At 66.8% G+C, this 19,137-nt stretch carries 19 protein-coding genes; 11 read left to right on the top strand and 8 right to left on the bottom strand.

The genetic code is table 11. From position 1 onward, the window contains the following. Positions 1-12: 12 nt before the first annotated feature. The 3 genes from napE to ACO6D5_RS14905 all read right to left on the bottom strand — a co-directional run bounded on the left by napE (position 13) and on the right by ACO6D5_RS14905 (position 2,182). Positions 13-171: a periplasmic nitrate reductase, NapE protein gene (napE, locus tag ACO6D5_RS14915; RefSeq protein ID WP_054426275.1), complete on the bottom strand. Its 159-nt coding sequence runs from the start codon at positions 169-171 to the stop codon at positions 13-15. Positions 172-368: 197 nt separating this feature from the next. Beyond that, positions 369-1,223: a beta-keto acid cleavage family enzyme gene (locus ACO6D5_RS14910; protein ID WP_485825801.1), complete on the bottom strand. Its 855-nt coding sequence runs from the start codon at positions 1,221-1,223 to the stop codon at positions 369-371. After that, entirely contained in the window at positions 1,220-2,182 is a 963-nt protein-coding gene (locus ACO6D5_RS14905) for a 3-hydroxyacyl-CoA dehydrogenase family protein (RefSeq protein WP_485825800.1), read from the bottom strand. Before ACO6D5_RS14905 ends, ACO6D5_RS14910 begins: the two co-directional genes overlap by 4 nt. Before the next feature lie 121 nt (positions 2,183-2,303). Here ACO6D5_RS14905 and ACO6D5_RS14900 point away from each other — a divergent pair, with 121 nt between their 5' ends. Together ACO6D5_RS14900 and ACO6D5_RS14895 are read left to right on the top strand one after the other, a co-directional pair. Continuing rightward, a complete protein-coding gene (locus ACO6D5_RS14900) occupies positions 2,304-3,212 on the top strand; it encodes a LysR substrate-binding domain-containing protein (protein WP_315846556.1) in 909 nt (302 codons plus the stop codon). A gap of 188 nt (positions 3,213-3,400) precedes the next feature. After that, complete coding sequence (locus tag ACO6D5_RS14895; protein ID WP_377785544.1) at positions 3,401-3,868, top strand: MarR family winged helix-turn-helix transcriptional regulator; 468 nt, start codon at positions 3,401-3,403, stop codon at positions 3,866-3,868. A gap of 39 nt (positions 3,869-3,907) precedes the next feature. Here the strand turns inward: ACO6D5_RS14895 and ACO6D5_RS14890 are convergent, their stop codons facing one another. After that, a complete protein-coding gene (locus tag ACO6D5_RS14890; RefSeq protein WP_485825799.1) occupies positions 3,908-4,897 on the bottom strand; it encodes an XdhC family protein in 990 nt (329 codons plus the stop codon). A gap of 341 nt (positions 4,898-5,238) precedes the next feature. Between ACO6D5_RS14890 and ACO6D5_RS14885 the strand changes: the two genes are divergently transcribed. Genes ACO6D5_RS14885 through ACO6D5_RS14865 form a run of 5 tightly spaced genes read left to right on the top strand, consistent with a single transcriptional unit; the run spans position 5,239 to position 9,555 of the window. Beyond that, complete coding sequence (locus ACO6D5_RS14885; protein WP_485825798.1) at positions 5,239-6,201, top strand: amidohydrolase family protein; 963 nt, start codon at positions 5,239-5,241, stop codon at positions 6,199-6,201. A 23-nt stretch (positions 6,202-6,224) separates the two neighbouring features. After that, the gene (locus ACO6D5_RS14880; protein WP_088588513.1) at positions 6,225-6,977 is read left to right on the top strand and encodes a maleate cis-trans isomerase family protein; all 753 of its coding nucleotides are present in this window, start codon (positions 6,225-6,227) and stop codon (positions 6,975-6,977) included. An 11-nt stretch (positions 6,978-6,988) separates the two neighbouring features. After that, a complete protein-coding gene (locus ACO6D5_RS14875) occupies positions 6,989-7,813 on the top strand; it encodes an alpha/beta fold hydrolase (protein ID WP_485825797.1) in 825 nt (274 codons plus the stop codon). Between the two features lie 31 nt (positions 7,814-7,844). Then, positions 7,845-8,894, top strand: coding sequence for a 2,5-dihydroxypyridine 5,6-dioxygenase NicX family protein (locus ACO6D5_RS14870; RefSeq protein ID WP_315846560.1), 1,050 nt, complete (start codon positions 7,845-7,847; stop codon positions 8,892-8,894). Between the two features lie 40 nt (positions 8,895-8,934). Further along, the gene (locus ACO6D5_RS14865) at positions 8,935-9,555 is read left to right on the top strand and encodes an N-carbamoylsarcosine amidohydrolase (protein WP_485825796.1); all 621 of its coding nucleotides are present in this window, start codon (positions 8,935-8,937) and stop codon (positions 9,553-9,555) included. Between the two features lie 76 nt (positions 9,556-9,631). Here ACO6D5_RS14865 and ACO6D5_RS14860 read toward each other — a convergent pair whose 3' ends face one another. Genes ACO6D5_RS14860 through ACO6D5_RS14845 form a run of 4 tightly spaced genes read right to left on the bottom strand, consistent with a single transcriptional unit; the run spans position 9,632 to position 13,108 of the window. Beyond that, entirely contained in the window at positions 9,632-10,150 is a 519-nt protein-coding gene (locus ACO6D5_RS14860; protein ID WP_315846562.1) for an aromatic-ring-hydroxylating dioxygenase subunit beta, read from the bottom strand. Between the two features lie 17 nt (positions 10,151-10,167). Beyond that, positions 10,168-11,457 carry a Rieske 2Fe-2S domain-containing protein gene (locus ACO6D5_RS14855; RefSeq protein ID WP_315846563.1) on the bottom strand — a complete coding sequence of 430 codons (1,290 nt, stop codon included), beginning with the start codon at positions 11,455-11,457 and terminating at the stop codon, positions 10,168-10,170. Between the two features lie 35 nt (positions 11,458-11,492). Next, positions 11,493-12,791, bottom strand: a complete 1,299-nt coding sequence (locus ACO6D5_RS14850; RefSeq protein WP_485825795.1) for an NAD(P)/FAD-dependent oxidoreductase — start codon at positions 12,789-12,791, stop codon at positions 11,493-11,495. Between the two features lie 2 nt (positions 12,792-12,793). Then, positions 12,794-13,108 (bottom strand): Rieske 2Fe-2S domain-containing protein, encoded by a 315-nt coding sequence (locus ACO6D5_RS14845; RefSeq protein WP_315846565.1) that lies wholly within the window; start codon positions 13,106-13,108, stop codon positions 12,794-12,796. A gap of 398 nt (positions 13,109-13,506) precedes the next feature. Between ACO6D5_RS14845 and ACO6D5_RS14840 the strand changes: the two genes are divergently transcribed. The 4 genes from ACO6D5_RS14840 to ACO6D5_RS14825 are packed head-to-tail and all read left to right on the top strand — an operon-like array spanning position 13,507 to position 19,092. Beyond that, a complete protein-coding gene (locus ACO6D5_RS14840) occupies positions 13,507-14,610 on the top strand; it encodes a TRAP transporter substrate-binding protein DctP (RefSeq protein WP_315846566.1) in 1,104 nt (367 codons plus the stop codon). A gap of 23 nt (positions 14,611-14,633) precedes the next feature. Then, positions 14,634-17,036, top strand: a complete 2,403-nt coding sequence (locus ACO6D5_RS14835) for a xanthine dehydrogenase family protein molybdopterin-binding subunit (RefSeq protein ID WP_485825794.1) — start codon at positions 14,634-14,636, stop codon at positions 17,034-17,036. Continuing rightward, a complete protein-coding gene (locus ACO6D5_RS14830) occupies positions 17,033-17,860 on the top strand; it encodes an FAD binding domain-containing protein (RefSeq protein ID WP_485825793.1) in 828 nt (275 codons plus the stop codon). Before ACO6D5_RS14835 ends, ACO6D5_RS14830 begins: the two co-directional genes overlap by 4 nt. Before the next feature lie 11 nt (positions 17,861-17,871). Continuing rightward, on the top strand, positions 17,872-19,092 hold the full coding sequence (locus ACO6D5_RS14825; protein ID WP_315846625.1) for a xanthine dehydrogenase family Fe-S subunit: 1,221 nt from the start codon (positions 17,872-17,874) through the stop codon (positions 19,090-19,092). The last annotated feature ends 45 nt before the right edge of the window (positions 19,093-19,137 follow it).

Below are 19,137 nucleotides of genomic sequence, written 5' to 3'. Positions count from 1 at the left end.
CGTCGCGTCGCATCAGCTGCCCGGGGGGCCGGCGAGCAGTTGATAGAACCAGACGATGAAACCGTAGCCCGCCACGATGATGACCGTGAGAACGGGGGCCATGACAGCCGTCAGGAACAGGAAACTTCGAAGCTCCTGAGGCTTGGTGTACCCATCAGACTCGTTTTGCACACACCACCTCACTACGACAGTTGGGGTATTGCGTTTAACGTGCGGATGTCGAAGTTTTTAGCAGTGGTTTTACATGGCGTCAATGTTGCATCACGGCGAAATAATCGCGCCGCAGCGCTATATACAAAGGTGCCTGACGCTTTGCCGGAACACCGCCCGGCACGCGTCAGGCACCTTGTATTGATTCGCGTTGCGGATTAGCCGATGGCGCCGTAGATGCGGCGCGCATCCGCTGCCGTGGCCAACGGGCGGCCCAGCGCGCGCGCGCCTTCGGCGGCCTGGCGAACCAGCGCCGCATTGCCGGGCGCGATGCCGCCGTCGCGCAGCTTCAGATTGTTCTCGAAGCCCACGCGCATGTGGCCGCCGAACGCGGCCGCCGTCGTGACGCACGCGTTTTCCTCGGCGCCGAACGCGCAGATCGCCCAGGGCAGCGAGTGGTCGTACGCCGCCAGGAAGGGCAGCAGGTCATGGGCCGACGACGTCTGGCCCACGCTGTAGCGGCCCAGCACGAACAGCACCGACCAGGCGCCCGGCGGCACCAGCCCGCGCGCGCGCAATGACTGCCAGCGGCGCACATCGCCTTCGTCGTACAGGATGATCTGAGCCATGATGCGGCGCTCGGCCACCCAGGCCAGGAACGCCGCCAGTTCCGTTTCGGGGACGTCCGGCACGGCGATTTCACGCAATCCCATGGACACGGCTTCGGGCTGCAGCTCGCGCACCAGCGCGATCTGCTCGGCCGCCTTGTAGACGCCGGCGGCTTCGCTGGTGACCTGCACCAGCAGTTCGCGGCCCACGGCGCGGTCCACGGCAGCCAGCGCTTCGCGGTAGGCGTGCGCGCACAGCAAGTGGCTGCCGTCGGGCTTGCGCACGTGCATGTGCATCATGCCGGCGCCGGCGTCCAGGCAGGCGCGCGCTTCTTGCGCCAATGCGTCGGGCGTCATCGGCACGGCAGGATGGTCGACGGCTTTCTTGTAGGCGCCATTGGGCGCCACGGTGATGATGACAGGGGATTCGGCCAGCGCGGCGCGCGGCAGGGCGGCGGCGTTCAAGGCTGGATCTCCGGCAGTTCGGGGCTGATCAGGTCCAGGCCGGCGCGCAGCAGGCGGTCGTAGCGGGCGCGCTCGGCGGCGATGGTCTCGGGCGTCCAGGCGTAGAAGCCTTCACCGGCCTTCATGCCGTAACGGCCGTCGGCGGCGCGCTCAGTCAGGCAGCGCGCAGGGTGGTCCGAATTGCAGAAGGTCGGATACATGGTCGCGCCCGCCGCGGCGTGCACGTCGATGCCCGCGTGGTCGCGTTGCATGACGGGGCCGGCCGCCAGGAAGCGGAAGCCGAAGCCGAAGCGCACGGCGGCGTCCACGTCTTCCGGCGACGCGATGCCGCGGTCGATCAGGTCGAAGGCCTCGCGCGACAGCGCGTGCTGCAGGCGGTTGGCCAGGAAGCCCGGCAGGTCCTGCTTGACCTTCACCGGCACGCTGCCGCAACGGCGCATGAAGGCGATCAGCGAATCGGCGCAGGCGTTGTCGCTGGCTTCGCCCAGCACCACTTCCACCAGCGGCACCAGGTGCGCTGGCATGAAGAAGTGCAGGCCCAGCATGCGGCCGCGCGTGTCCAGGCCCTGGCCGATGGCGCTGATGGGGAAGCTGGAACTGTTGCTGGCCAGGATGGCGTCGGGCCGGGCGCGTTTTGCCAGGTCCGCGAACAGGGCCTGCTTGATGTTCAGGCGTTCGGGGATGCACTCGATGACGAGATCCACGGTAGACCAGTCTACGGCGTCCAGGCTGGGGGCCGTGGCCAGCAGCGACGCATTGGCTTCGCGGCCGATGGTCTTCAGGTTTTCGGCAACGCGGGCGGGCAGGCCGGCCGCGCGTTCCGCGTTGGATTCGATTACGGTCGTCCGGCAGGCCGCGCGGGTCAACACGACCGCCACGTCGGCGCCCATCGTGCCGCCGCCCACTACCACTGCATGCGCCGCGCCCGGGTTGGGCAGCGCTTTTTCGTCCGTTTGCATGGTTTGCTCCTCTCTTCGATCGTCGTTGGGGGCGAGTGTAGAGAAGCCGCTTTGATTGATGAATCAGATTTTTTGGATAGAATGATCGTTAAAACAGATCAATAGAGACAGGCAGGCCGGCATGCAGATCAATCTTTCGATGCGCGATATCGACACCACGCTGGTGTTGGGCCGCACGCTCAATTTCCGGCAGGCGGCCGCGCAGTTGCACCTGTCGCAATCGGCGCTTTCCACCCAGGTCCAGCGCATCGAAGAGGCGCTGGGCGTGCGCCTCTTCGACCGCACCACGCGCACGGTGCGCCTGACGGCGGCGGGCGAGGTCTTCATGCAGCAGGCGGCGACCCTGCAGGTGGCGTTTCGCGACGCGATCGCGGCCGTCAGCGGTGTCACCAGTGCCGAGCAAGGGCAAGTGTCGGTCGCCGCGTTGCCGTCGCTGGCTGCCCGGCTGTTGCCGCGCGTGCTGATGGCCTACCGCCAGGCGCATCCGCACGTGGCGCTGAAAGTGCGCGACACGCTGTCCGGTCCCGCGTTTGATCTGGTGCGCGCCGGCGAGGTCGACTTCGCGCTGACGGCGGCCGACCCGCAGCATGCCGACCTGCATTACGTGCCGCTGATGTCCGACAGCTTCCTGCTGCTGATTCCCGAATCCCACCCCTTGGCCAAGACGCGCGGGCCGCTGCGCTGGGCCGACACGGCCACCGCCGCGCATGTATCGATGGTGCAGCCCAGCAGCGTGCGGCAGTACACCGAATGGGCATTCCTGCAGAACCGCATCCGCTTCACGCCGGCGTTCGAAGCCGAGCATCTGACGACGATCGTGGCCATGGTCGAGTGCGGCTTCGGCGTGGCCGCCCTGCCGGAGATCGCGGCGGGCGCGGTGTCCCAGACGGCCATCGTCCAGCGGCCGTTGACGGGGCCGGTGGCCGAGCGCTCAATCGGTCTGGTCACCTCGCGCAACCGCAGCTTGTCGCCCGCCGCGGCGGCGCTGGTGCAGACCTTGAAAACGTACCTGGCGGCGCATCCGCGCTAGGGCGCGGAAGGCGCCGTCCAGGGCCGTTTTTGATTTCTCTCAAGCGCCCCGTCAAAGCCCCTCGACACCCGGTTGCCGATGGTATTATTCTCAGTACACTAACTAATCGGAGCTGCCTCAACGTGCCGGATGTACAGAAAAAGACGACGTCCCAGAAGCGCGTCGCACCTCAGAAGACAGACAGCAATATTTTCGATCCGGCCAAGCAGGTGCTGTGGTCGCGCCCGGGCTATCTGGTGCGGCGCCTGAACCAGATCCACTACGCCATGTTCTACGAAGAGTGCAAGACGCAGAACGTGACGCCCGTGCAGTACGGCGTCCTGACGGCGCTGTCGCTCAGCCCCTGGCTGGACCAGACCGCCATCGGCATGGAATTGGGGCTGGACCGCACCACCACCGCCGACGTGGTCAAGCGGCTGCAGGAGCGCGGCTTGGTGGAACGCCGCGTCAATCCGACCGACAAGCGTTCGCGCCAGGCGGTGATCACCCAGGAAGGGTTGCGCATCATGGGGCTGTTGCAACAAGGCATGGCCCGGGCCCAGCAGCGCTTGCTGGAACCCCTGTCCGCGCGCAACCAGGAAATCTTCATGAAGCTGCTTTCCACGCTGGTCGAAGCCAATAACCAGTACAGCCGCACGACGCTCAAACCGATGTAAGGAAAAGGGGGGCGCGCGTGCGGCGCGCCCCCCCCTTTTTCATTCCTTCAACGCATTCGCCTGGGGCACATTGCGGGCGGCTTGCCCGTCCCCCAGCGAATTTCGCACCCAGATCAATTCGGCGGCGATCGCCACGGCGATTTCGGCCGGCGTCTTGCTGGCGATGCGCAGGCCCACCGGGCCATGCAGCCGTTCGATCTGATGGTCTTCCAGGTCGAACAACCGCAAGCGCTCGCGCCGCTTCTCCTGGTTGGCGCGCGAGCCCAGCGCACCGACGTAGAACGCGGGCGACTTCAACGCTTCCAGCAGCGCCATGTCGTCAAGTTTGGGGTCATGGGTGACGGCCACGATCGCGGTGCGTTCGTCGGTGCCGATCTCCAGCACGGCATCGTCGGGCATGCTGGTCAGCAGCGTGGCTTGGGCCGCGTTCCAATCGCCGAAGAATTCCTCGCGTGGATCGCACACCGTGACGTGGAATTCCAGCGTTGCGGCGATGTCCGCCAAGACGCGGGCAGTATGGTTCGCGCCGATGATCAGCAGCCGCCAGCGCGGGCCGTAAACGCTGCGGAAGCGCCGGCCGTCGAAATCGGGCCCGTCGGCGGGACCGGCCGGCGAAATCGCGGTATGGCCATCAACGAGATCCACCGTGCGCTGGATCAGGCGGTGCTCGCGGATCGATGCCAGCACGCGGTCCAGCCATTCGGTGTCGTGCAGCCGTTCGCTGATCAGGCGCAGCGTGCCGCCGCAAGGCAGGCCGAAGCGCGCGGCCTCGTCCCGTGTGACGCCGTAGGTCAGGCGGGCAGGGGCGTCTTCAAGTTCGCCGGCGCGGGCGCGCGCAATCAGGTCGTCTTCGATGCAGCCGCCCGACACCGAGCCGACTACCCGGCCGTCGTCGCGCACGGCCAGCATGGCGCCCGCCTGGCGCGGCGCCGAACCCCAGGTCTGCACCACCGTCACGAGGTGCACGCGTTTGCCCGCCGCGACCCAGCTTCGGGCTTGTTGCAATACGTCCAGATCCAAAGCGTTCATTGGCTTCTCACACAGGAAAGGCCTAGTCGACGAAGGGGCGCCGGCACGGCCTATGTGCTCACTGTACTGATGATTATCGGGTGTGTCTCTAGTGTCTATCCCTACCTGGCCGGCCGTGTTTTGGGCATGGCGCTTGCCCCGGGATTTCCCTAATTGGTCAGTACGCTGATTATAAAGTCAGTATACTGACGTAAATTCGGAAGCCGCGACGGCACCGGTTTCCATAGGGGAGACTGCCGTCCGGCGTTCCGGTTGTTCCGATCAAATAGTCAGTGTACTGATAAAGATACTGACATGCCGTGGCGGGGCAGGCGTCGCGCCATCACACTGGGAGCAGGGGAATGAGCAAAGTGCGCAAGATCGCGTTCGAGGAGCACTACACCGCGGTCGGATTCAAAGACTATTCAAAGAGTTTTGCGCAGCATATCGATCCGGCCGTGCTGGCCGATCTGGCGGCGCGCCTCGTGGATTTCGATGAAGTCCGATTAGGCGAAATGGACCGCGCCGGCATCGACTACGTCATCCTGTCGCAGACCGGGCCCGGCGTGCAGGCCGAAGCCGATGCGGCGGTGGCGGTCAACCGGGCCAAGGAGAACAACGATTTCCTGGTCAGCCAGATCGCCCGGCATCCGACCCGGTACGGGGGCTTTGCCACCTTGCCGATGCACGACCCGCAGGTTGCCGCGGCAGAGCTTGAGCGTTGCGTCAAGCAGCTGGGCTTCAAGGGCGCGCTGATCAACGGCCACACCAACGGCGTCTACTACGACGATCGCGCCTACGACCCCTTCTGGGAGCGCGTGCAGGAACTGGATGTGCCGATCTATCTGCATCCCACCGACCCCTATGTGGTGCCGCAGGCTTACTCGGGCCATCCGGAGCTGGTCGGCGCGTCCTGGGGCTGGGGCGTCGAGACGGCCACGCACGCGTTGCGGCTGCTGTTCGGCGGCGTGTTCGATCGCTACCCCGGCGTCAAGCTGATCCTGGGCCATATGGGCGAGGGCCTGCCGTTCCAGCGCTGGCGGTTCGACAGCCGTTTCGCGGTGTATTCGCACGGCATCAAGCTGGCGCGCGCGCCGTCGGAATACCTGGGCAGCAACATCGTCATCACCACGTCCGGCGTCTGTTCGCCTCCCACGCTAGTGGCCGCCATTGCCGAAATGGGCCGTGAGGCGGTGATGTTCTCGGTGGACTACCCCTACGAATCGACCGCGCTGGCCGCCGAGTTCATCGAGCAGACGCCGATGGACGACGCGACCCGCGACCTGATCTGCCACGGCAACGCGCGGCGCCTGTTCAAACTCTGAACCCACCGGAAAAAGGAGCAACCATGCAGAAACCCTTCCGTATCGGCCAGATCGTGCCGAGCTCGAACACCACGATGGAAACCGAAATTCCTGCGATGCTGCTGGCGCGCCAGCAGATCCGGCCGGAGCGCTTCACGTTCCATTCCAGCCGCATGCGCATGAAGAAGGTGGTCAAGGAGGAGCTTGCGGCGATGGACGGGGAATCCGACCGTTGCGCGGTGGAGCTGAGCGACGCGCGGGTAGACGTGCTGGGCTACGCCTGCCTGGTGGCGATCATGGCCATGGGCCATGGCTATCACCGGGTGTCGGAAAAGCGCCTGCAGGCACACACGGCCGCCAACGGCGCGGATGCGCCGGTCATCACCAGCGCGGGCGCGCTGGTGGACGCGCTGAAGGTGATCGGCGCCCGCCGCATCGTGGTGGTGGCGCCCTATATGAAGCCGTTGACCGAGCTGGTGGTGGACTACATCCGCAACGAAGGCTTTGATGTGGTCGACTATCGGGCGCTGGAGATTCCGGACAATCTGGAAGTGGGGCGCCACGATCCGGCGCGCCTGCCCGAAATCGTCGCGCAGATGGACACCAGCAATGTGGACGCCATCGTGCTGTCGGCCTGCGTGCAGATGCCGTCCTTGCCGGCCATCGCCAAGGTCGAGGCCCAGACGGGCAAGCCGGTGATCACCGCCGCCGTGGCCACGACCTACGCCATCCTGAAGTCGTTGAACCTGGAGCCGGTCGTGCCCGGCGCCGGCGCGCTGCTGTCGGGCGCCTACTGAGGAATACGGCCATGAGCACCTATCTCTACGGGGCAAACGTCCACGCCAACGGCATCCGCCAGCACTATCTGCGCTACGGCGGCGGGCACACGGCGGGCCGGGACACGGTCGTGATCGTGCCGGGCATCACCAGCCCGGCGGTCACATGGGGCTTTGTGGGCGAATGCTTCGGCAAGACGTTCGACACCTACATCCTGGACGTGCGCGGCCGCGGCCTGTCCGAAGCCGGCGCCGCGCTGGACTACAGCCTGGACGCGCAAGCCGCCGACGTGCTGGCGTTCGCGCAAGCGCTGGGATTGGAGCGCTACAGCCTGGTGGGGCATTCCATGGGCGGGCGCATCGGCGTGCGCGCGGGCCGGACGCGCCCTGCGGGCCTGCGCCGGCTGGTCCTGGTCGACCCGCCGGTGTCCGGCCCCGGCCGCCGGCCGTATCCGGCCAAGCTGCCCTGGTATGTGGATTCCATGGCGCAGGCCCGCCACGGCATGGACGCGGATGCCATGCGCGCGTTCTGCCCGACCTGGACCGATCCGCAGCGTCAGCTGCGCGCCGAATGGCTGCATACCTGCGACGAACGCGCCATCGTCCAGAGCTTCGAGGCCTTTCAGACCGACGATATCCATGCCGACCTGCCGCGCCTGAACGTGCCGGTCCTGCTGGTGACCGCGGAAAAGGGCGATGTGGTGCTGGATACGGACGTGGCGGAAATCGCGCAGTTGGCGCCTGGGACGCAGCACCACCGGGTGCCCGCAGCCGGTCACATGATCCCGTGGGACAACGAGGAAGGCTTCTACGCGGCCTTCGGCGATTTCCTGGGCGCGCCGTTGGCGCGGGCCTGAGTCGCCGGACTTTCAAGAGAAGGAGGCAACCATGCCTGTAAGCGATTATGAACTGGTGAAGGCCTGGCAGCAGGTGCTGACCTTGTCCAACCTGCAAGCCGGCCAGACCGTGACGGTGCTGACCAGCGCGGCGACCCACCCGCAGACGCTGTCGACGGCGCTGATCGCGGCGCAATCGATGGGGGCGGTGGTCAACCGGCTGGACTTGCCGCCCGTCAATGGCGAGAAGGCGCTGAGCCGCGATTCCCTCGCCTACCTGGGCACCACGCCGCTGACCGGGAACAAGCCCGCGATCGCGGCGCTGAAGGAAAGCGACCTGGTGCTGGACCTGATGACGCTGCTGTTCTCGCCGGAACAGCACGAAATCCTGGCCACCGGCACCAAGATCCTGCTGGCGGTGGAGCCGCCCGAGGTGCTGGCCCGGCTGGTTCCCACCGAAGCGGACCGTACGCGAGTGAAGGCGGCGGCCGCCCGCATCGGCGCCGCGCGAGAGATGAGCGTGGTGTCGGCGGCAGGCACCGACTTGCGCTGTCCGCTGGGCGAATTCCCGGCCATCAGTGAATACGGCTTCGTGGACGAGCCGGGGCGCTGGGATCATTGGCCCAGCGGCTTCGTGCTGACCTGGCCGAATGAACGCGGCGCCAACGGCAAGATCGTGATCGACGCGGGCGACATCCTGCTGCCGCAGAAGCTGTACGTGCGCTCGCCCATCGAACTGACCGTGCAAGACGGCTTTGCCACGCGGATCGAAGGCGGGATCGATGCGGAGCTGCTGCGCGAATACGTGGCATCGTTCAGGGACCCGGAGGCCTACGCGATCTCGCATATCGGCTGGGGCCTGCAACCGCGCGCGCACTGGACGACCCTGGGGCTGTACGACCGCGAGGCCACGATCGGCATGGACGCGCGGGCGTACGAGGGCAATTTCCTGTTCTCACTGGGCCCGAACAACGAGGCGGGCGGCACCCGCACCACGACCTGCCATATCGACATCCCGTTGCGCGCATGCACGGTGCGGCTGGATGGCGAGGACGTCGTTCGCCACGGCAAGGTGCTGGACGGCACCGCCCGCCACGGATAGGCCACGGCGCCCAGCCACTATTGATCAAGGAACCCGCTTCATGAATGACGATATCTCCGCCTATGCGCGCCAGGGCTTTGGCGCCGCCATGGCCCCCAAGCCGCCCTACGGCCTGCTGATCGTGGACCTGGTCAACGGCTTCGCCGACCCGGCCGTATTCGGCGGCGGCAACATCGCGCCGGCCATCGCGCAGACCACGCATCTGCTCGCGCACGCGCGCAGCCAAGGCTGGCCGGTGGCGCACAGCCGCATCGTGTTCGCGGACGACGATGCCGACCACAACATTTTCACGTTGAAGGTCCCGGGCATGCTGACGCTGAAGGAAGCGCATCCCAACAGCGCGATCGTCCCTGAACTGACGCCTGCCGCCGGGGAACTGGTGGTGCGCAAGACGGTGCCTTCGGCGTTCTTCGGCACCAGCTTGGCGGCATGGTTGTCGCAGCGCGGGGTGCAGACGCTGCTGGTGGCGGGCGCCGTCACCAGCGGCTGCGTGCGGGCAAGCGTGGTGGATGCCATGCAGTACGGCTTTCGGCCGCTGGTGGTGTCCGACTGCGTAGGCGACCGCGCCATCGGCCCGCACGAGGCCAACCTGTTCGACATGCGCCAAAAGTACGCCACCGTGCTGACCTGCGAGGAAGCGGTGGGCGCCACCCGAGGCTGAACGGGCCGGTCGTTGTCCAATGGAAAAGGGGTTGCGCCGCCCGGCGCAACCCCTTTTTCTTTGGCGCCCCGATGGACTACACGGGATACACCAGATCGTTGGCCAGGATGGTGGTGTCGTACACCACTTGCCGCTCTCTCAGCTTGAGCACGCCGTCCTGCTTCGTGAAACGGTCGTAGTAGGTGCCCGCGAGATGCAGCGTCGTGGGGCCTTCCACCAGGGTCTGCATCAGCATGAAGGCGGCCTGGGCCTCGATGTCGCCGTCAGGCGATTCACTGATGACGCGGGTGTTGCTGACCAGGTGCAGCATGTAGCGCGGGGCGAACATCTGGGTGCGCGAAATGGCCACCGCCCGGTCGTGCATCATGGCGCGGCCTTCGGAGTAGACCAGGCCGACGGGCAGGCCCAGCTCGGCGTTCTCGCGCGCGGTCACGCGGTACAGGCCGTCCTCGGTGAAGAAGGCGGGCCAGGCCTCGACCTGGCCGGCGTCCAGCGTGGCGCAGTAGTCGGCGTGGAATTCCTCGATTTCCTGGCGCAACGCGATGGCGCGCGCCGGGTCGATCTTGCGGGGGGAAAATTCGAATCGGGTTCTCATCTGTCTCGGTTCCTGCCTTAGAAGCCCATCACGCCGCGGTAATAGCTGTACATCGAGCGGATCGCGGCCTCCGAGATCAACGTGTTGGACGTGCCTTGCTTGCCGGACTCCAGCTTCAGCACGTTGACGTCCGTGCTGGCGCGCCGCACGCCTTCCTGCACGAACTTCATGGCCTCGTTGTCTTCCAGGCCCAGGAATCCAGCCGGCCCCATCAGGTTGCCCTGGCGCAGGCGATGGCGCTCCATCTCGGGCGTGTCGTCCTCGTAGCCGAACATGGTCCATTGCATGATCATGCTGTCGGGCCCGTTGGGCACGATCTGGCGCACGCCCAGCGTATTCATCTCGCGCTGCACGATCAGGTTGGGCCACACCGTCTGCATGGTGACCGACCAGGGCGAATCGAATTCCTTGACGAACTCCAGGAATCGGTCGTCCTGCAGGTGCAGGCCGTCATGGAAGGAGCGCATTTCCTTCTTGTTTTCTTCGCTGACGGTGGCGTACTTGTCCTCGCTCTTGGCCGAGGCCATGGTGCCGTGGCGTCCATGGACGGAATCGACCAGCATCGCCGACTTGTTGCCGGCCACCAGCAGCCCGAACACAACCAGGAACGAGTGCAGCAGGGTCGCGTGGTACGGGTCCTTGAGGTTCTCGTGATACATCTTCCAGTTGCACGGCAGCTCGTTGCGGTAGTAGCCGTGGATCTTGAGCTTCTTGCCGGGAAAGACCGTGTCGAAATCGGCCAGGATCTCGGGCGTCAGGTATTGCTCGATGGGTTCGACCTCAGCGCTGTACGAGGCGAAGATGACGCCGTTGCGCGTGGTCACGTGCAACTTGCGCAGGCCGTGCTCGTCGTTCTTGAAGTCCTTGGGCATGCCGCCTTCGCGGTTCACGCCGCGCTTGAAGGGAATGCCCTGCAGATTGCCCTTCAAGTCGTACGACCATTGGTGATAGGGGCAGACGAACTCTTTGGCATTGCCCTGGCTGTTGCGGCAGAACTCCGCGCCCCGGTGGGCGCAGCGGTTCTCGAAGACGTTGACCGAACCGTCCTCGGCGCGGGAGACCACGACGGGCGTCGGTCCCACGTAAGAGCGCTTGTAGTCGCCCGGATTGGGCAGTTCGGCTTCCAGCGCCACGTAGTTCCAGGTCTTGCCGTGGAAGATCTTTTCGACTTCCTGGTCGTAGACGGCGCTGCTGGTATAGACCCAGTCGGGGATGTAGTGCAACGCGTCTTCCGGCCAGACACAGTCGGCCAACGCTGCGTCCTTGGCGGCTACCGTGCGGCCGATGACGGTTTGTGATTGGTACATGAAAAGCTCCTGTCGAGGCGGGGCAACAATGGAATTCAGGACGCGGCGGCGTGCTGCTGGCAGGCTTTCACCAGCGGCTTGAGGGCGACGGTTTCGTCGGCGTAGCGCTGTGGATCGATGCGCAGGCCTTGTTCGAACAGCACGCGCAATTGGCGCAAGTCGCCGCCGGCGTTGATGGCGATGGCGTGCACGGGAATGCCGTCGCGGTGGCCCAGCCAGATGAACTTGGGCGCATCGGCCTGGCTGTGGGGCGCGCCGCGGCAGGCATAGGCCAGGCCGGGTTGCGGCAGGCCCAGCATCTGGACGTTGCAGCCGAACTGGTCCGTCCAGAACCACGGGTAGGGCTCGCCGGGCGCGGGCTGGCCCAGCATGCCGGCGGCGGCGGCACGCGCCTGTTCGTTGGCGTTCTGCCATGACTCCAGCCGGAGCGCCATGTTCAGGTGACGCCGGTGCTGGCTGGCGCAATCGCCCGCGGCGTAGACGTCGGGATCGCTGCTGCGGCAGTTGGCGTCGACCACGATGCCGCCGTTGGCGGCGTCCAGCGCCAGGCCCGCCTGTTCGGCCAGCGACACCTCGGGCGCGAGACCGATGGCCACCACCACCACGTCGGCGTCGAGCGTGGTGGCGTCCTCCAGTTCAAGGGTGAAACGCGCCGGGTGCTTCACCGCCGCATCCGCGTGGGGGTGCGCGCTGCTGCCCGCAATGCGGGCGCTCAGGCGCAGCGTCACGCCGGCATGGCGGGCGCGTTCGGCCAACCAGTCGGACAACGCCGGCGGCAACACGCGTTCCAGCAGCCGAGGCGCGCTTTCCAGCACGGTCACCGCCGCGCCCAGGGCGCGCGCGGTGGAGGCCACTTCCAGGCCCAGGAATCCGCCGCCGATGACCACCACGCGCGCTTGCGGCGTCAGGCCCGCGCGCAACGCGGCCGCATCGTCCAGCGTCCTGATGTAATGCACGCCGGCGGTGCCGCGCGGAAAGGCGGGCAGTTCGCGCGCCCGGCCGCCGGTGGCAAGCAGGCAGCGGCTATAGCCCAGGGCGCGCCCATCGGCCAGATGCACCCGGTGGCCGGCGGGATCCAGCCGGACCACTTCGGCGCCCGTCAGCAGCGTGATGCGCCGCGCGTCATAGAAGTCGCGGGGATGGACCGCCGTCTGCGCATGCGCCTCGGCCGATTGCAGCACGGCCTTGGACAGGGGCGGGCGCTCGTAAGGGGCATGCGCTTCGCGGCCGATCAGCGTGATCGGCCCTTCGTGGCCCAGGTCGCGCAGGGCGGCGGCGGCCACCGCGCCGGATTGGCCGGCGCCGATGATGAGGATCGAGTCGGCGTCACCCATGGTCAACCCTGCACGTCCGCGTAGATGTCCTGGCCTTCGACCTTGACCGGGTACACGCGGATGCCGCTGGTCGCGGGCGCGCACATGGCCTGACCAGTGCGGATGTCGAACCTGGCTTGATGCAACGGGCATTCGATGCAGCCGTCTTCCAGATAGCCGTCGGACAGCAACGCATAGGCGTGCGTACAGACATTGTCCGTTGCGAAGAATTCGCCTTCGCTGCGATACAGCGCAAGCTGCTTTTCGCCGGCCGCGACGGGGATGACTTCATCGTCGTCGGTCAGCTGGTCGGTGGAGGCAATGCGGATCCAGTTCATATTGTCTCTAATCAGTATGCTGAGTAATGTGGTCAGTGTACTGCTCAAAAAAACAAGTCAGGAGCTAGGGATTTCCCCGACGCGGCGGTCGCCGGCGGCCTGCGAAGCGCGCCTATTATGCACGCCACGCGAGCGCGTGGGCGCGCCGGTTTCCTCTATATGGAAGGACTACCCGTAAACGCCGCCAGGACCATGCCGCAATGCGCGTCAAACAGGCCGGAAACGCAGGGTTTCCGCGGCTTTCGGAGTGGGGATTAACCTTGTTGACACTCAAAATTACTGTCAGTATGCTGATCAACAATTCAGTGTGCTAACGTTTTTTCGGGTGTACGGAAGCGGCGTTGGCATGGGTTGAGGCGGGTCCAAGGGGACTCAATCGAATAGATCGGGAGCACTACATGCAACGACGCCGTTTCCTCGCACAAGCCGCCGGCGCAGCCGGCGCCGGCCTTGCCACCGTTGGCATGCCCGCCATCGCGCAGTCCGCGCCGGCGGTGCGCTGGCGCATGTCGACCAGCTGGCCCAAGAGCCTGGACACCATTTACGGTTCGGCAGAAGACCTGTGCAAGCGCGTGGCGCAATTGACGGACGGCAAGTTCGAAATCCGCGCATTCCCCGGCGGCGAACTGGTGCCGGCCGCGCAGAACATGGATGCGGTCAGCAACGGCACGGTCGAGTGCAACCACGTGCTGAGCACCGCGTACATCGGCAAGAACACCGCGCTGACGTTCGACACCGGCTTGTCGTTCGGCCTGAGCGCGCGCCAGCACAACGCCTGGGTCCATTCCGGCGGCGGCCTGAAGATGCTGCGGGCGCTCTATAAGAAATACAACATCGTGAACCACGTCTGTGGCAACGTCGGCGTGCAGATGGGCGGCTGGTACCGCAAGGAAATCAAATCGCTTGCCGATCTGAAAGGCCTGAACATGCGCATCGGCGGCATCGGCGGCATGGTGCTGTCCAAGCTGGGCGCGGTGCCGCAGCAGATTCCGCCTGGCGATATCTATCCGGCGCTGGAAAAGGGCACCATCGACGCAGCCGAATGGATCGGGCCCTACGACGACGAGAAGCTGGGCTTCAACAAGGTGGCGCCTTTCTACTATTCGCCCGGCTGGTTCGAAGGCAGCGCATCCATTACCAGCATGGTGCACGACAAGGCCTGGGAGGCTTTGCCCCCGGCCTACCAGGCGGCGTTCGAGGCCGCGGCGGGCGAACAGACCATGCGCATGCTTGCCAACTACGACGCGCGCAACCCGCTTGCGCTGCGCAAGCTGATCGCGGGCGGCGCCAAGGTCAGCTTCTTCCCCAAGGAAGTGATGGACGCGGCCTACAACGCGTCGCAGGAATTGTGGGTGGAACTGTCAGCCAAGAATCCGGACTTTGCCGCGATCTACCCCGACTGGAAGAAATTCCAGGCCGAGCAGGTGGGCTGGTTCCGGGTGGCCGAGAGCCCGCTGGACAACTACACCTTCGCCGCGGTGGCGAAGGCCCAGGCCAAATAAGACCCAGGAGACAGAGGGTAGTCATGACGACAGAACACGCCAGTACGCACGGCAGGCCGGGTAAGCCGCAAGGGGTGGGCGCGCGGGTCCCGCGCAAGGAGGACGCGCGCCACCTGCACGGCAAGGGCAATTTCGTGGCCGACATGGCCATGCCCGGCTTGAGCGAAGTCGCGTTCCTGCGCAGCCCGCTGGCGCATGCGCGCATCACGGCGGTGCGCGTGGCCGACCAGATCGCGGGCAATGTGTTCCTGCGTCAGGCGATGCCCGATGCGCGCGACATCGTGGCCGATTCGACGCTGCCCACCTATCAGGCCTCGGCCCAGCCGCCACTGGCCTCGGGCAAGGTGCGTTTCGTCGGGGAACCGGTAGCCATGGTGTTTGCGCCTACCCGCGCCGAAGCCGAGGACTACGCCGAACTGATCGAGGTCGACTACGACGATCTGCCCGTGTATGCGGACGTCGGCAGCGCGCAGGCGGCGACGAGCGACCTGCTGCACGAGCAGTGGCGCGACAACGTCTTCGTTACGCTCAACGCCGACAAGCAATTCGAGGAGTACGCGGCGCAGGCCGAGGTGGTGGTGCGCCGCAAGATCGACCTGGCGCGGCAGTGCATGGTGCCGATGGAGGGCAAGGCGGTGCTGGCCTACTGGGACCACCAGGCCGACCAGCTGGTGGTGGTCAGCGCCACCCAGGTGCCGCACATGATCCGCAGCGTGCTGGCCCAGTGCCTGGATCTGGAGCAGGGCCGCGTGCGGGTGGTCTCGCCGGATGTGGGCGGCGCCTTTGGCTACAAATGCGTGCTGCAGCAGGAAGAATTGTGCGTGGCCTGGTTGGCCAAGACCTTCAAGCGGCCGTTTCGCTTCATCGAGGACCGCCGTGAACATCTGACCGCGGGCGCCAATTCGCGCGAGCACCATTATGAAATGGTGGCCTACGCCGACCGACGAGGCAAGCTCCTGGCGCTGGACGCCAAGATCACCATCGACGGGGGCGCGTATTCGGTGTGGCCGTTCACCATCGGCCTGGAACCGGGTCAGGCCATCGGCAACCTGCCCGGGCCGTACGCGTTCAAAGGCTACCGCTGCGTCACGCGGGCGGTGGCCACCAACAAGCCCGGCTTCGTGCCGTACCGCGGCGTGGCGCGCACCGGCGTGTGCTTCGCGATGGAACTGACGATGGACGCGATCGCGCGCGAGGTCGGACGCGAGCCGTGGGAAGTGCGCCAAGAAAACCTGGTGCAGGGCGACCAGATGCCGTTCGTCAACGTGACGGGCAAGCACCTGGACAGCGGCGACTATCCGGCCAGCCTGCAACAGGCCATGGACATGATCGGCGTGGCCGCGGTGCGCGAGCGCCAGCGCCAGGGCGAAGCCGACGGCCGTCTGATCGGCGTGGGCCTGGCGACCTACACCGAGCAGGCCGCGCACGGCACGTCCGTGTTCGCCGCCTGGGGCACCCCCGTCATTCCGGGGTTCGACCAGGCCACGGCCCGGGTCACGCCGGACGGCGGCTTGGAACTGCGGGTCGGCGTGCATTCGCACGGGCAGGGCATGGAGACCACCTTCGCGCAGATCGCCAATGAAATCCTGGGCGTCGACGTGGGCAGCATCAAGCTGCTGCACGGCGACACCGGACAGACGCCGTTCTCCACCGGCACCTACGCGTCGCGGTCGCTGGTGATGTCGGGCGGCGCGGTGTCGCAAGCCTGTAAGCGCCTGCTGCCGAGGCTGACCCATATCGGCGCGCACCTGCTGCAGGCCGATCCCGCCAGCGTGGCGTGGAACCAGGACCGCCTGGAGGCGGGCGGCAAGTCGGTGTCCGTCAAGGACGTGGCCGACGCCTGGTATCTGCGGCCGCAACTGCTGCCGCCCGACGTGGACCCCAGCGGCCTGGAGGTCACCGTGGGCTACAAGCCCAAGGTCGACACGGGCTGCTTCACCTACGCCACCCATGCGGCGGTGGTGGCGGTCGACCCGGGCACGGGCGGCGTGGAGATCCTGGATTACGTGGTGGTGGAGGATTGCGGGACCATGATCAATCCCATGGTCGTCGAAGGGCAGACCATCGGCGGGGTAGCCCAGGGCATCGGCACCGCCTTCTATGAAGAGACACCCTACGACGAGAACGGCCAGCCGCTGGCGTCGACCCTGGCGGACTACATGCTGCCCGGGGCCACGGAAGTCCCCAACATGCGGCTGCATCATTTCGAGACGCCGTCGCCGCACACCGAATTCGGCGCCAAGGGCATGGGCGAGGGGGGCGCCATCGCGCCGCCGGCCGTGCTGTTCAATGCCGTCAACGATGCGCTGCGCCCCTTGGGCGCGGCGGAGCTGCTGCGCACGCCCTTGTCCCCGACGCGCGTGTTGGCCGCCATCGCGCAAGGCAAGCAGACGGTCCAGCCCGCCGCCGCCGAGGTGATGGCATGAAGGCCGCCGCATTCGAGTACACGCGTCCCGGCTCGCTCAAGGAAGCCTTGCGGGCGCTGCGCGACCACGAAGGCCGCGCCAAGCTGATGGCCGGCGGCCAGTCGCTCGGGCCGATGCTGAACCTGCGCCTGGCGCGTCCGCCCGTCGTCATCGACATTTCCGGCTTGCCGGAGTTGCGTACCGTCACCCGGCAGGACGGCATGCTGCGCGTGGGCGCGGCCGTGACGCACGCCGAAATCGAGGACGGCGTGCACGAACTCCTGCGCGGCACGCCGTTGCAGCAAGTGGCCCCGGGTATCGCCTACCGCGCCATCCGCAACCGGGGGACGCTGGGCGGCAGCCTGGCGCATGCCGATCCGGCAGCCGACTGGGTGCTGACCGTGGTCGGGCTGGGCGCGACGCTGGAGATCGCCGGACCGGACGGCGCGCGCATGGTGCCGGCCGACGGCTACATGCAGGGCGCCTACACCACGGGGCTGCGCGAAGACGAGCTGATCGCCGCCGTGCACGTGCCGGTTCCCAGCCCGCAAGCGCGCTGGGGTTACTACAAGTTCTGCCGCAAGACGGGCGAGTTCGCCGAGGCCAGTTGCGCCGCCTGGTTCGATCCGGCGTCGGGCGCGGCCCGCATCGCGGTGGGCGCGCTGGACGGCGCGCCCAGGCTGCTGTCCCAGTTGGCCGCGCGCATCGCGCAGCAGGGGCTGGCCGGCCTGGACGAGACGTTGCTGGCCAATGAACTGGCCGGTGTCATGCAGGACAAGGATGAACACCACCGCAAGCTGCACGGGACCGCGGTGACGCGTTGCCTGGCGCAGGCGTTGGGCTGACAGGAAAAACCATGGTTCAGGTGACATTGGAAGTAAACGGCAAGCGCGTGTCGCACGAGGCGCCCGCGCGGATGCATCTGGGGGATTTCCTGCGGGATCAGGCGCGCCTGACCGGCACCCACCTCGGTTGCGAGCATGGCGTGTGCGGCGCCTGCACGGTGCTGGTCGACGGGGCGCCCGTGCGGTCCTGTATTTCGTTCGCGGTGGCCTGCGAAGGCCGCCAGGTGACCACCATCGAAGGGTACGACGCCGATCCGGTGATGCAGCGGCTGCGCGCCGCCTTCACGAAGCACCACGCCCTGCAGTGCGGCTATTGCACGCCCGGCATGCTGGCGACGTCGCGCGACATCGTGCTGCGCCTGCCCGATGCCGATGAAAGCCGGGTGCGGGTGGAGTTGTCCGGCAACCTGTGCCGTTGCACGGGCTATATGGGCATTGTCGCCGCGGTGATGTCGGTGCTGGCCGACCTCAAGGCGGAACCCGACGCGGCGGTGCAGGCCTTGCGCGCCGCCCAGGCGCAAGGCCGTGGCGCGGCGCCGGTGGCCGAGAAGCCGGTGGCGTTCGCCGGCTTCACGCCGGCGATGACGGGCCCGGCCGAAGCGGCCGCCTCGGGCAATGCGGACAGCGCGGCCCCTGCTGCCGCGGCGGCGGCCCCCGCAGGCAAGAAAGAAGGGCGCGGCAGCCAGATCGACGGCGGCTTCCAGGTGCCGTTCCCCGCGGCGCAAGTCTGGGCCTTCATGGTGGACCTGCCGGCCCTGGCCAGTTGCCTGCCGGGTGCCTCGATCGAATCGCACGAGGGCGACCGGGTCAAAGGCAAGGTGGCCATCAAGTTCGGCCCCATGGCCGCGGCCTTCAATGGCGCGGCCCGCCTGGAGCGCGACGACGCCGCCATGCGGGCGGTGTTCCGCGGCGCCGGGCAGGATTCGCTGAGCCAGTCGCGCGCCAACGGCGACATCACGTATCAGCTTGAGGCGCTGTCGCCCACCGAGACGCGGGTCAGCGTCAATCTGCTGTATTCGCTGCAAGGGCCGCTGGCGCAGTTCTCGCGGTCGGGGCTGGTGCAGGATTTCGTGCGCCGCATGATCGCCGACTTCGGCAACAACGTGACCGCCCGCTTGCGCCAGCCCGCAGGGCAGGGCGAGCCCCTGGTCCAGGCCAGTTTCAATCCCACGGCCATGTTCTTCAGCGTGCTGTGGGCGCGTATCAAGCGTTGGTTCGGCCGCGGCGACTGAGCGCGGGCGGGGTCAGGCCGCTGCAAAAGCGGCCGCATCGTATCG

This window comes from Achromobacter sp. (assembly GCF_057314935.1).
Note: the sequence above shows the minus strand (reverse complement) of the source record. Positions and strands in the feature narration are given on the sequence as shown.

Coding starts and splice junctions, on each gene's coding strand:
- ACO6D5_RS14905 (WP_485825800.1), bottom strand. CDS start 2,182: ATGCAAACGGACGAAAAAGCGCTGCCCAACCCGGGCGCGGCGCATGCA.
- ACO6D5_RS14900 (WP_315846556.1), top strand. CDS start 2,304: ATGCAGATCAATCTTTCGATGCGCGATATCGACACCACGCTGGTGTTG.
- ACO6D5_RS14890 (WP_485825799.1), bottom strand. CDS start 4,897: ATGAACGCTTTGGATCTGGACGTATTGCAACAAGCCCGAAGCTGGGTC.
- ACO6D5_RS14885 (WP_485825798.1), top strand. CDS start 5,239: ATGAGCAAAGTGCGCAAGATCGCGTTCGAGGAGCACTACACCGCGGTC.
- ACO6D5_RS14880 (WP_088588513.1), top strand. CDS start 6,225: ATGCAGAAACCCTTCCGTATCGGCCAGATCGTGCCGAGCTCGAACACC.
- ACO6D5_RS14875 (WP_485825797.1), top strand. CDS start 6,989: ATGAGCACCTATCTCTACGGGGCAAACGTCCACGCCAACGGCATCCGC.
- ACO6D5_RS14870 (WP_315846560.1), top strand. CDS start 7,845: ATGCCTGTAAGCGATTATGAACTGGTGAAGGCCTGGCAGCAGGTGCTG.
- ACO6D5_RS14865 (WP_485825796.1), top strand. CDS start 8,935: ATGAATGACGATATCTCCGCCTATGCGCGCCAGGGCTTTGGCGCCGCC.
- ACO6D5_RS14860 (WP_315846562.1), bottom strand. CDS start 10,150: ATGAGAACCCGATTCGAATTTTCCCCCCGCAAGATCGACCCGGCGCGC.
- ACO6D5_RS14855 (WP_315846563.1), bottom strand. CDS start 11,457: ATGTACCAATCACAAACCGTCATCGGCCGCACGGTAGCCGCCAAGGAC.
- ACO6D5_RS14850 (WP_485825795.1), bottom strand. CDS start 12,791: ATGGGTGACGCCGACTCGATCCTCATCATCGGCGCCGGCCAATCCGGC.
- ACO6D5_RS14845 (WP_315846565.1), bottom strand. CDS start 13,108: ATGAACTGGATCCGCATTGCCTCCACCGACCAGCTGACCGACGACGAT.
- ACO6D5_RS14840 (WP_315846566.1), top strand. CDS start 13,507: ATGCAACGACGCCGTTTCCTCGCACAAGCCGCCGGCGCAGCCGGCGCC.
- ACO6D5_RS14835 (WP_485825794.1), top strand. CDS start 14,634: ATGACGACAGAACACGCCAGTACGCACGGCAGGCCGGGTAAGCCGCAA.
- ACO6D5_RS14830 (WP_485825793.1), top strand. CDS start 17,033: ATGAAGGCCGCCGCATTCGAGTACACGCGTCCCGGCTCGCTCAAGGAA.
- ACO6D5_RS14825 (WP_315846625.1), top strand. CDS start 17,872: ATGGTTCAGGTGACATTGGAAGTAAACGGCAAGCGCGTGTCGCACGAG.